We start from the raw sequence: 12801 nt of genomic DNA on the forward strand, positions 1-12801 counted from the left end.
CGCATTAAAAAACTCATTATATTAAGAATTGATTACATTACCCAAACTCGGAATCAAATTTTTTAGATCCCTATGATGGTTTATCTTCATTTGGGGGTTAAATAACTCAATTCCATCATCGTAACCTGGCAAATATTGCACAAAAGCCACATCAGTAGCCTGAGCCAAACTCTGATCCACCGTACTATCCCCAACCAAAATTGCTTCTCTTGAATCCACACCAAAAAACTCTAGACACGATAAAAGGGTCTGGGGGTGTGGTTTTTTGTAAGGCAAATCACCACCCGCATTCATATACCCAAAATAATCATACAGTTGGGTCTCTTTTAAAACTTTTTCAGCCAGTACTCTAGGTTTATTAGTGCAAACAGCCAGCTGAAATCCCGAATTTACAAAATGATTCAAAGTCTCTTTAATTCCTGGATAAATTGAATCGTTTGGGGTATCTATCTCGGAATATCTCTTTCTAAAATCAGTCAAATGCGACTGAATACCTTTCACTGGCAACCCCAAGGCATTTGCCACTAAATCTTCGCCACCCATACTTAACCAAGGAACCAGTTGTTCAGCCTCCAGATGCTCAAGCCCTCTCTCAGTGCGCATTTGGTTTAATACACTAGTGACAATTTTGGCGCTATCAATTAGCGTGCCATCGAGGTCATAAACAATTAACTTAGCCATTAAGGATTGATAATATTTTCACTGAGCTCTTCTCTGGATAGGAATGGGGCCATATCTTCTAAAGACGGCGAAACCATCGTTCCATCGGGCAACTTACGCGAAGCAAGCTTGGGTGAGAAGGTTTGTTCGATATCTAACATCACCTCCAAGATTGCAGCGCCTTTTTCTTTATTCAAAAACCACTCTAATGCGGTGGATAAATCCTGAGAACTAGACACCTGCTTTGAGGGAATGTTGAAGGCTTTTCCGAGCTCAACAAAATTAGGCAAGCTAACGCCCGTATCCGGACCAATTCCTATCAAGCTATCTGAGAAATAAGCCTCCTGAGTTTGACGAATGGAGTGGTACCCATCGTTATTCAAAATAACGATTTTTATAGGCAGTTTGTATCCAACTACTGTCTGCAGCTCTTGCAGATTCATCATCAAGCTGCCATCGCCCGCAAGGCAGACAACACGTTTTTTGTCATTTGCCACTGCAGCGCCAATGGCTGCGGGTAAGTCATAGCCCATTGAGGCATTGCCAGAGTTGGTATAAAGACGCTGGCCCTTCTTCAAATCTGCAGCCTGAAATCCAACTACGCATGCAGATCCATTGCCAGCAACCACTACATCATTACCGTCTAATTTAGCAAAAAGCGCCTCAATAAATACATACGGATTGACTGGATTGGATTTCTGTTTGTACCCAGGCAGTACAGTCGGGTACTTCATGAGACGCTCTTTAGCCCATATTAAAAATGCTTGATGTGCTGAAGGTACTGTATAGCCTTGCAGGGCCTGCTGCATTGCTGGAATGAACTTTTGCAGAGTTTGCTGTACAGGCAGATCAAGATCTAGCGTCGGTTTTTTCAACTCCGCCTCGTCTACATCCACCATGGCAATCCAAGCTTTATTAGCAAAACTCTTCCAGTTATAGCTTACTTGCCTAATGTTTAAACGACATCCCAGTACCAATAAGAAATCCGCATTTTGAATAACAAAATTACCCGCACGGTTACCCACAGTTCCTGGTCTACCAGCATAGCAAGGATGATTATTCTCCAGTGCGTCATGCGCATTCCATCCAGTGACTACTGGAATCTTGAGTGCTTCAATTAACTTTAAGAACTCGGGATGCATACCTGAAATGCGCACACCAGATCCAGCCATAATTACTGGAAACTTTGCTTTTTTTAAATGCTCAATAATAAGTGCAATCGATTTACCTAAATCGTTAGAACCCAATGTTTGTAGCTCTAAAACAGTATTTGGAGTAAGTGCTGGATCTTTTGCTAAGGCTTGCAAGTTTGTGCAATCAAAATGACTGAGTTGGCTCGGATCAATTAAGGCGCCCTGTATATCAACGGGAACATCAACCCATACTGGACCAGGCCTGCCGTTTGTTGCTAGGAAGATCGCCTTATCCATTACTTCGCCAACTAAAAGGGGATCTTGCAAAACCGTAGCATACTTCACCGCTGGTTGAGCCATGCTAACAATATCAACCTCTTGGTCACCCAACTGCCTCATAGGTATGGGGTAGTTGCGCAAATAAGTTTCCCTTTTGACCTGTCCAGAAATTACGAGCATTCCCAAAGAGTCAACATAGGCGCCGTATACGCCATTCAAGGCATTAATGCCCCCAGGGCCGGTAGTAACATTTAAAACAGCTAATTTGTTGCTCAATCTGAAATAGCTTTCAGCTGCAATTGCTGCCGCTTGCTCATGATGAAAGCAAATAGGCTCTAAGGCTTTATTTCTGCCAAATGCATCATTTAAATGCATTGCACCACCGCCAGTAACTAAAAAGACATGGCTTGCACCAGCCTCTACGCAACGTGTAGCAATATAGTCAGCAACCCTTACTTTTTTTGCGTCCACGGACATTAGAAGTTCACGCCTAAGAATGTTTCAATCTGAGATGCTGCGTACTCAAGCATTTCAGGAGTAAGGGAGGGTTGAACACCAATCCAAAATGTATTGTTCATCACGATATCGGTATTGGTTAATTCGCCACTAATGCGATATTCGGCATCTGCTATGTAGGGCTGACGAATTAAATTACCAGCGAATAGAAGACGAGTGCCAATCTTATGTTGATCAAGATAAGTTGTGAGATCAACTCTTGAAACAGGGCAATCTGCCTTTAGGGTAATTGGAAAACCAAACCAAGAAGGATCTGAATCTGGGGCTGCCTCAGGTAATTGTAAAAATTCCGTACAGGTAGCAAGACGCTTTTTTAAGAATTTGAAATTATCCTTACGCGCCTGAATAAATGCTGGCGCTTTTTCTAACTGAGCTAATGCGCAAGCAGCTTGCATATCAGTAATCTTCAGGTTGTAACCTAAATGACTATAGGTGTACTTATGATCATAGCCATAAGGAAGGTCACCTAATTTCCACGCAAAGCGTTTGCCGCAAGTATTGTCTTTGCCTGGAGGACAGTAGCAATCTCGACCCCAGTCACGGAAGCTTTCGGCAATCTGTTTGAGTTCGTAGTTATTCGTAAATACCGCCCCACCCTCACCCATAGTGATGTGATGCGCCGGATAAAAACTTAAAGTTGCAATGTCGCCAAAGGTGCCAACCATTTGACCTTTGTAGGTGGTACCAAGTGCATCGCAGCAATCCTCTACCAGCCAGAGATTATATTTTTTACAAAGCGCTGTAACTACATCCAAGTTAAATGGATTACCCAATGAGTGCGCCAACATGATCGCCTTAGTCTTAGAGCTAATCGCCGCCTCAATCTTGGATGCATCAATATTGTGCGTAATGGGATCAACGTCTACAAAGACCGGAATAGCGCCAAATTGCACAATTGGATTAACGGTTGTGGGGAAACCTGCAGCAACACCGATGACTTCATCGCCCTTTTTAATTGCACGATCGCCCAACTTAGAAGATGTCAGTGCTGAAAAGGCAACTAGGTTTGCTGAAGATCCAGAGTTGACGGTAATCAGATGTTTAACGCCAATAAACTCGGCTAGCTTTTTTTCAAATAAGTCATTAAAGCGCCCTGTAGTCAGCCAGCCGTCCAAAGAGGCTTCGACCATGTTTTCCAACTCTTCGGAGCCAATCAACTTTCCCGAAGGTGGAACTACTGTTTGACCAGGTACAAATGTTTTTGGCACAAATTCTAATGCGGCGTAATCTTTTACCAACGCCAAAATTTGTTTACGCAATTTATCTTTTGCAAATTGACTGGCTGGAATATTCGTTTCTGTCATGATTATCTTATGAGAAAAAAACTAAATGGGGCTGATTAACTGGCTTGGTAAGCCTTGATTTGCTGCAAAGAGACTTCTTGCATGTTTTCTTTTGCTAAGTGCGCCCTTTGCCACTCAGCAATATTTTGTATAGCCACCTCCAGAGACCAGCGGGGTCTCCAACCTAACAATTGATCTGCTTTAGAGCAATCCAACTTTAGTGAATGGGCTTCATGAGGTTGCTCACCTTGATCCTGCTCCCACTTTGCACCAGCCGGCGATTTCTCGATTAGCAGATGAATAACCTCTTTAACAGGCCGCGCATCTTCATCGCGTGGTCCAAAGTTCCAACTACTTGCAAACTTCACGCCATCTTTATACAAAGCTTGCGCAAGCACCAAATATCCCGATAAAGGCTCAAGGACATGCTGCCAAGGGCGAGTGGCCAATGGGTTGCGAATCATCAAAGGCTTGCCGCTATCGAATGCCCTTAGGGCATCCGGAATTAAACGATCCTCTGACCAGTCACCTCCACCAATCACATTACCAGCCCTAGCTGAAGCCAATGCGTGACGATGTTTTGCATAAAGTGAATCTGAAAAATAGGATTGACGAAAAGCTGAAGTAACTAACTCTGCACAGCCCTTGCTATTGCTGTAAGGATCGTAGCCACCCATGGGCTCATTCTCACGATAACCCCAAACCCACTCTTTATTTTCGTAACACTTATCCGTTGTAACAACTACTGTTGCACGGACACAGTCCAAGCCTCGAATGCTTTCCAATACATTCACTGTACCCATGACATTCGTTGCATAGGTTTCGACTGGGTTGAGATACGAATAACGCACCAATGGCTGAGCGGCCATATGGATCACAATTTCAGGATTTGAAGCAGTCATCGCGGAGCGTAACTTTTCTAAGTCACGAATGTCTGCAATAAGTGACCTCTCCATTACGCTTTCAACACCAGCAACCTCAAAAAAACTGGGGGTGGTATTTGGCGCCAAGGAATAACCCGTTACTTTTGCACCCATGGAAGATAACCAAAGAGAAAGCCATCCTCCTTTAAAGCCGGTATGGCCCGTCATAAAAACGCGCTTGCCCTGCCAGAATGCAGAATCAATAGTCGCAGTTTTCAGAGAGCTCATGCCCAGAATTTCCAAGGGGCTTTGCCCGTTGCCCACAATTCTTCAAGGTGGTTCTTATCTCGCAAGGTATCCATCGGCTGCCAAAAACCTGAATGGAAATATGACTGTAATTGACCTTGTTTAGCTAGACTCTCTAGGGGCTGCTTTTCCCAAAGCGTTTCATCGCCCTCAATCAAACTTAACACTTTTGGATTGAGTACAAAAAAGCCGCCATTGATCCAGCCGCCATCACCTTGGGGCTTCTCTAAAAAGGAATTAATTTGGGTACCATCAATTTCCAAGGCGCCAAATCGACCTGGAGGCTGCACAGCAGTCATGGTAGCTGATTTTCCATGGGCCTTATGAAACTTTACTAAGGCTGAAATATCTACCGAGCCAACGCCGTCGCCATAAGTCATGCAAAAGTCACCATCAATGTAATCCCCAACACGTTTAAGTCGACCCCCGGTCTGAGTGGTTTCGCCTGTGTCGACAAGCGCCACCTTCCAAGGCTCGGCTTTCTTATGGTGCACTTCTATACTGTTATTGGTCATATCAATCGTAACGTCGGACATATGCAAGAAGTAATTTGCAAAGTACTCTTTGATGACATACCCTTTGTAGCCGCAACAAATTACAAAATCATTCACCCCATGGGCGGAGTACATCTTCATAATATGCCAGAGAATTGGCTTTCCACCAATTTCAATCATAGGTTTGGGCTTAGAGACACTCTCTTCTGAAATGCGGGTACCTAGACCGCCAGCAAGAATTACAGCTTTCATAATATGTAGCCTAAAATTTAATGCTCGAATTATATCAAATTATAAAAATAAAATACGCATTAATTTTTGCCCTAAAAATTATTAATGATTATGTCTAATAAAATTTAGATAATTATTAATTTAATTACTTAGCATAATTTTTATCAGTATTATATACAGAGGTAATAAGCCCCATCAACTTGACAGTCTCAATGCCTTTAGGGGTTAACTTGTAACCACCTTCAAACTTTTCAACATTTCCGATTTCTACTTGCTCTAACAGGCGTCGTTGAACAGCGTTCTCCTTCTTGAAATAGAGCTCATCTATGTATGTGTCCATATCCTTCTCTGACACCAGCGTATCTTGATGATTGAATAAATATCCAACAATCATGACCGAGACAGATCTTGAGGCATTAAAGGGAATTAATCCATAAAAAATATGGTTTGTAGTAAAAAATATTATTGTTATTAATAATATATCTCTATACGTTAACGATTTTAAAGATGATACTTTAAACTTTAGAAAAATCAGTATAAATATTATTAATAAACAGACTGTAAATAGATATATGAGTGATTTAAAAAATAAAATATCTCCACTATTTAGAAAATTAATCCAAAAGAGAGATAAAAAAAGTCCAGTTCCAGCAATAATTGTAATGAGATATATGCATCCTAATTTTAATATTTCCCCTATATTTTTCATCATAACCCTCACTTTGGGAGACTCTTGGAGTAAGTAAAATTATTGATCTTTATATGCAAAGACCTTGGATCAGACGGGGCGACAATAGCATCTGCGTCAGTGAATAACGAAATCACATATGTTTCTCCAGCCTGAACTTTTACAGACCCATTAAATTGGGATGCCCTATTGTTGACTTTAATGGAGTCACTTATAGCCTTACCTTTAATAGTTAAGTTAGAGAATTTTTCTGACCCAGTTTGTACGTAAAAGTTAAAGTTTACTAAGATAGGAATATTTGCGTAATTCTTAAATGCTAGTGATGATGATTTACCGCACCATCTCCAGCTATTAGCCCCAGACATCTCTTCAGGGTAACAGCCTGATAGCCATTGGTCTAAAACTAGAGTTGATTTCATTTCAGCAATTTTTTTCGAATCACTCTGACGCTCAATATCAGCCTCAAATTCTCTGGGAACAAGCTCAACAATCTTAAAGTCATACTTGTACTCAGGACTGCTTGAGAAATAAGGAACAACGAAGTTCTGCAAACGCAATGGAACAAAGCCGCTTTTAGCGAGTTCATTCAAAGACCAATCAAGAGATAAGCCCAAAGTACCGGGATTAATTAAAGAAAAATATCTCTTCGCACCCAAGTCATGAATAGTTTCATTGAATTTATTAGTCCCTGCTGCCCCCCTCATGGAAAGATGATGAAGATCTACATAGGGGATAAATGGATTAAGCAAAACCATATAACCACTTACTACTGGGCTACTTGGAATCCAGACCTGCGCCAGGTTAACTATGCTTTTAGACTGCTCTGGCAAAAACTCATACAAAGAGTAATCTTTTAAAACATATCTAAGTTCTTTGATATACCCGCTAAAGTTAGAAAATACTGTCGGTCTTCCAGCCCATTCATATTTCAGTATATTGTTGATAGAAAAGGTACATTTTAAAACGCAAAAAACAACGATGATGATCTTAAGTATTTTTAAGACTGAAATAGAAACAAACCTTTTATTACTAAGCCAGTGATTTTCCCTTAAAAATAATTGTCCGACACTAATCAGAATTACACCCCCGAGAATTTCAAAAACAGTAACATATCTAAAATCTCCAGAAACGACTCCCCATATAAAAACCGATGGAGCAAACAAGAGGCAAAGAATTTGAATATTATTAGGTACTCTTATTTTTCTCAGGGCAATAAATAAAAATAGACCGATAGATGTCAGGTACCCAAGGCTGGCAAAAAAGGGATATGTTGGTGTAGGCGATAGTCTACCAACCTTATAAAGCATCACTATCGGCCAAAAATAAGCATCAAATCTACTTTCTGGCCCCAAAGTATCATCAGACATAACTTTCAAACTTGCGTAAGGAGACCGGAAAATCCAGTTGTAATGGGGATAAATCGGATTTCCAGTTATCCAAAAAACATATGAATGAAATGGAATAATGGGCAGCGCAAAAAAGACAACACATACTAAAAAAGAATAATAAGTGGAGGGAGACTTTAAATTATTATTTTTTGTGTATTGATAAAGAGCAATCGCCAAAGCCGGCAAAATAATATATAAGTTTGTCAGTTTTAAGCCAACTGCCATCCCCATTAGGAGGGAGATAAAGAAATATTGGCGCTTTGTTTTGTGCTTAACAAAAGAAAGCAAGTAGGTGATTTCAAGAATGAGGGGAATTGCCAATAAGTCAACCCAATAGTTACTTATCTCATAAATAATGCCTTCAAAAGATAGTAATGTAATAATAAAAATACATCTTAAATAGTTTCTATGAGTAAAAAATTTTAAAATTTTCTCCAGAATAAGTCCTGACCAAATAAGAACTAGTAAATTGAGAACAGTTCCAAGGCGATGACCAAGAGTGTGACGAAAAACTGTCGTCAACATATCGCTTATTGGATTTGAGTAGGAGAGATAAAAAAAGTCTCCCTGAATAAAGGGAAATCCTACAACCGCCCTTTCCCCATTAATAAAGTGATAATTGATGACATCCCATGAGCTATCCGGGAACGGGAATCTCAATAGATAAAATAAGCAAAGTGGTAGAACAACAATTAATAAAAATGGAGTATTAAATTTCTTATTTTCATTTTGAATGTCGCCATTGGGAGGGCGTAAATAAAGAATGATTGAGGTAGCTATAATCAAAGAAGTGATCCAAACGACCAACCCATTAAAGCTCCAAAAATATTGCCTAATATATATACTTAAATAGCAGATAAACAGTAAATTTTCAAAAGAAAAATATTTAAAAGCCCTTAATAAGTAATTTATTATATTTTCTTTTATGAGCATTTTAATTTTTATTATTATTTAATATATGAGGACTGAAGATCCTAAAGCTAAATAGACGAGGGTCCCTTTCAGATAATGTTATCGCATTACCAGCAGATTTAAGGAGCACGGAATTCATTCCAGGGCGAAGAACTGCCTCTACAACCACATTCTCCATTGCAGATGAATTTAAAGTTTTTGTAAAGAGAGGTTTGCCATTTAAGAAACCAGATAGGACTTGGTTAATTGCTGACTGCAAGGGAATAGTTAACTTAACCTCAACGGGACTACCTGCATAGTTATAGAAACTAATCTCTGAATTTCCGCTTGACCAAGCCCATTCTTTTCTTTGTGTTGGCTCCCAACCATAAAACCCACTTCCAAGAACTGGTCCCAATACCAAACCAGGCACATCTTCCAAGAAATGAATTGTATTTTTTTTAACCTCCCAGGTGCCTTCAAGAGATCCAATTCGAATTTGCTCTTCATTACCCTTCGTAGTTTGCCTAGAAAATATGAAGCGATTTTTGGGATCAGTTTTTATATCCGTAAGACTTGACGAGCTTGATGCATTATTTAATAGATCTTTAACAAAAATACAATCGACTTTTCTGCCTAAAATCATGGAAAAGAATGTGACGCAAGAGTCACCGGTCTCCCAAGGAAGCAAGGAATCCACAATTAGCGTATCACTGCTTTTAACCTGCTCCATAAACCCCATATCAACGGCAGTTTGGATTTCTTTTCTTGGATTTAGAAAATCTATATTTTTTTGTTCGATCCTTGAAATATTAGTTGCGGTAGTTAAACCACAAATTGCAGAAATGAGCAAAAAGAGGGGAATTATAAAAATATATGCTGAAAAGCGAGTACACAAGTAGGTAGCACATATAGCAAATAATAGGGCTACACCCCAATATTGAAAATATACGATGATGTATGGATCGCCATAAGAAACTATAGTCTGATATCTAGAAGATAGCGCCAATAAAAATGGGGGCACGCATGCGAGCAAAATTCCGATAAATATTATTAGCAAACTCTTCTTTGGCAGTCGATGTTTACCAACCCCATCCAGCCTAGAAAGAGTAGCGTTGAATAGAAAACTCAATAAAAAGTAAGTGAGACTTAATCCAAAAAATGTTTCGAAATTTAAGTTTATTGGAAGAACTTTATTTCCAAGAAAGCTCAGGGGTAGCGCAGAAAAAAACTGATAGAAAAACGTTGCAACAGATGGATGATGGCTAACATTAATTCCGTCATAGGAAGATGACCGCATCGCAATAAGTAACAAGCAAATAATTCCATGTGTCAATGCAACCAATAGGGTTGATATCAATGCAGGCTTATTGAGCTTCTCATTTTTCTGCCTCCAAAAAAAACATATTAATATTTGAACTGGAATAATTACAATACTTACCTCATAGGTAGACAAAGCCAAAAACTCTAAAACCAGCGCAAGCACTAGGAATATTTTTTTACTTTGGTCTAAATAATTGACTAGAGATAAACAAGAGCATGTAACCAATAAAAATGCCAGTTGATTTAATGGCCCAAAGCTAGTGATGCCATCCCACCTAGGATTGAACTGAAATAGCATTGGTAAAAAGACGATAGTGAACCCTGCGATAAGCAAATCACCAGAGAGCTTTTTAATCAGAAGAAAAAAGGTGAAGCCATTTAGGCAGATGAACGCAAGATGGATCGCTCTATATTTTAGAAGGGTATCACAGACATCCCAGATATAAGACACAACAATGATGGCAACTGGAAAGAATCGACCAACGGCGAACCACTGCTGAAATTGGGAGGCAACAAATCTACTAAGAGTTACTTCTTCGTACTTAATTCTTCCCGAGATAAGACTGTTATATATGTCGTCAAAATAAAATCCAGAGATTGCATATGGATATAGACATATTCCAAAACAACCAATTACCGCAAAATAAAAACAAAACCTCGCAACAAGAGGACGATTTAAATATCCACCCATTGAAATCTTCAATCTAAAGCCACAATCCGGATAGAGCTTAATCTAAACCCAAATTTTCTAGGGTCAGGTTTAATTTCAACTGGAGGCATGCCAGTATTGAATGCAATAATATTCTTTCCCGGTGCTAGCTGGAATTCTAACGTCACCCGCTGCTCTTCATTCGGTATGAAGGCTATTTCTTGTAAAGTTGATCGATTGTCAATGCTTAACTTCGATGAGTTCACAACTGAAATCCTCGCCTCAAACACAGCCTTCACCGGATCTTTAGAAAAGTTATAGACCAATAATTTTGCATTTGCACCAGCCCAACTCCAGCTCTCACCGTTCCGATTAGATTCAAGACCATAAAAGCCATCTGCCGGTATATAAGATAGCTTCGGCGTTATTTCCGGAAGTCTTGCAGGCTGGATTGGATAAAAAACATTAACCCCATCAGGACTAATCAGCGGATCAAATCGACTCACACTCTTTAAGGCTTGCAACATATCAATGCAGCCATTTTTACAAGCATCTGTATTTACTAAAACCCCCGAGAATCCTGATTTCCGAAGGCTTTTAACCCGCTCATTAGGATCTAGTGTACTTATGGCATTATTCCAAAAATCAGCGGGCCTGCCTTTTATTGCCCCATAACTCCAGCTGATGCCTATCGTCTGGAGATATGGCTTGAAGTATGAGTAATACCCCTCCTTATAAAGTTCAGCGCTTTCAGGAAACTGAACATAAGGATACTGATAAATAACTGATCCCGGGGGTACCAAATCTTCGAGGTCTTTATAAAATTTCTTCTCAACATAAAAGCTCTTGATCAATTCTGGATTTTGACCTATTACGCCCTTCGGCACTTGATCAAATAAAGCGAATACACTAATGCATAAACTCAAAGCTAGAAAATAAACTTTCTTGTATTGGGAATTAATGGCATTCAAAATTTTGTCTAAGATAATTGCCAAAGCCAGGAGAGAGAAAAATGCAATAAAAATACTTATCCTGTTTAAACCCCTAAACTCAGGCGTGATAAAAAAAGCAAAAATCCCGCCAAGGCCACCGACAGTTCCAATTAAAAATGCAAATAAATTGATTCTGGATAAAACTTGCAACCTCTCATCCAACACTGGGCGTAATCTAGCAATCAATGAGATGAGTAAGTAAAAAAATCCCACTGATGCTAAGATTCCTAACGCACTTGAAGTTGCCTCAGTGATTAATATTTGCTCCTGATATCGATGATTCAAACTGGCAAATAGGTTGCTACTGTGGCCCCAGATTGGCAATATCAATTGAATTAACTTTAGCCCGTAAAGTTCGCTCTCGATAAAACTACGTTGAGCCACCAAGAGATTGGGGCCTTCAACCAATCTGTAATAGAGGGATGGCAATAAGTTAGATAATGCAGCCAAAAGAATCACAAAGATGCCAATGACTGTATTTTTAATAACAGCTAAATCTTTGTAGCGTAAATAACCGATTATTCCTAATAAAGAAAATATAAGAATACTAAAAAAAGCATAGTAAATACCGCACATTCCAGCCAGCACTAAGATGAAAAAATAACTTAATGTTAACTTTCCAAACCTACCGCTAGAGTTTTTTAAAATGCCATTAGTGAGATCAATCATGACTGCACTAATTATTGGGACTATAAAATAGGTTGCCAGAAATAAATGCTTGGCATTTCTTAAAAAATGGTATGGCGCCACCGTAAATGCAATTGCAAATGCAACCGAGAGAAAAATATTCACTTCATATTTTCTAAGGGACCAATATGTCGCAAAATAAATAAGGGCAAACCCAAATATATAGAATATGTTAAGGATTAAAAAATGATCACTTGAAAAAATTGTGAACATTTTTAAGACAACTAAAAAAAAGTTATCCGCTCCAGGGAAATCTAAAAAGTTAAAACCGAATGGGGCACCCAGTTGAGTTCCACGAAATACCCAGCCATCACTAATCATTGTTTTAATGGCAGCCAAACTCAATAATGCATCACCATCGTAACTAAATGGCACCCTCAAATCCAGAAGATGAAATCTAAACAAGTACTGCAAAAGA

General features: G+C 39.3%; 9 protein-coding genes. All 9 read right to left on the reverse strand.

All coding sequences use genetic code 11. The features are described from left to right. Nucleotides 1-21 precede the first annotated feature (21 nt). A complete protein-coding gene (locus tag ICN48_RS02130; RefSeq protein ID WP_216152114.1) occupies nucleotides 22-681 on the reverse strand; it encodes an HAD-IA family hydrolase in 660 nt (219 codons plus the stop codon). Beyond that, nucleotides 681-2549, reverse strand: coding sequence for a thiamine pyrophosphate-binding protein (locus tag ICN48_RS02135; RefSeq protein ID WP_216152115.1), 1869 nt, complete (start codon nucleotides 2547-2549; stop codon nucleotides 681-683). Before ICN48_RS02135 ends, ICN48_RS02130 begins: the two co-directional genes overlap by 1 nt. Continuing rightward, nucleotides 2549-3892: a lipopolysaccharide biosynthesis protein RfbH gene (gene rfbH / locus ICN48_RS02140; protein WP_216152116.1), complete on the reverse strand. Its 1344-nt coding sequence runs from the start codon at nucleotides 3890-3892 to the stop codon at nucleotides 2549-2551. Before rfbH ends, ICN48_RS02135 begins: the two co-directional genes overlap by 1 nt. 35 nt (nucleotides 3893-3927) lie before the next feature. Next, the gene (gene rfbG / locus ICN48_RS02145) at nucleotides 3928-5022 is read right to left on the reverse strand and encodes a CDP-glucose 4,6-dehydratase (RefSeq protein ID WP_216152117.1); all 1095 of its coding nucleotides are present in this window, start codon (nucleotides 5020-5022) and stop codon (nucleotides 3928-3930) included. Then, nucleotides 5019-5786, reverse strand: coding sequence for a glucose-1-phosphate cytidylyltransferase (rfbF, locus tag ICN48_RS02150; RefSeq protein ID WP_216152118.1), 768 nt, complete (start codon nucleotides 5784-5786; stop codon nucleotides 5019-5021). The genes rfbG and rfbF overlap by 4 nt, the downstream gene beginning before the upstream one ends. 124 nt (nucleotides 5787-5910) lie before the next feature. Beyond that, nucleotides 5911-6477, reverse strand: a complete 567-nt coding sequence (locus tag ICN48_RS02155; RefSeq protein WP_216152119.1) for a hypothetical protein — start codon at nucleotides 6475-6477, stop codon at nucleotides 5911-5913. A gap of 5 nt (nucleotides 6478-6482) precedes the next feature. Further along, nucleotides 6483-8774 carry a hypothetical protein gene (locus ICN48_RS02160; protein WP_216152120.1) on the reverse strand — a complete coding sequence of 764 codons (2292 nt, stop codon included), beginning with the start codon at nucleotides 8772-8774 and terminating at the stop codon, nucleotides 6483-6485. 1 nt (nucleotide 8775) lies between these two features. Next, entirely contained in the window at nucleotides 8776-10746 is a 1971-nt protein-coding gene (locus ICN48_RS02165) for a hypothetical protein (RefSeq protein ID WP_216152121.1), read from the reverse strand. 8 nt (nucleotides 10747-10754) lie between these two features. Further along, entirely contained in the window at nucleotides 10755-12758 is a 2004-nt protein-coding gene (locus ICN48_RS02170; protein WP_216152122.1) for a hypothetical protein, read from the reverse strand. Between the last annotated feature and the right edge of the window lie 43 nt (nucleotides 12759-12801).

It is taken from the genome of Polynucleobacter sp. JS-Safj-400b-B2, assembly GCF_018881975.1.
Taxonomy (GTDB): domain Bacteria; phylum Pseudomonadota; class Gammaproteobacteria; order Burkholderiales; family Burkholderiaceae; genus Polynucleobacter.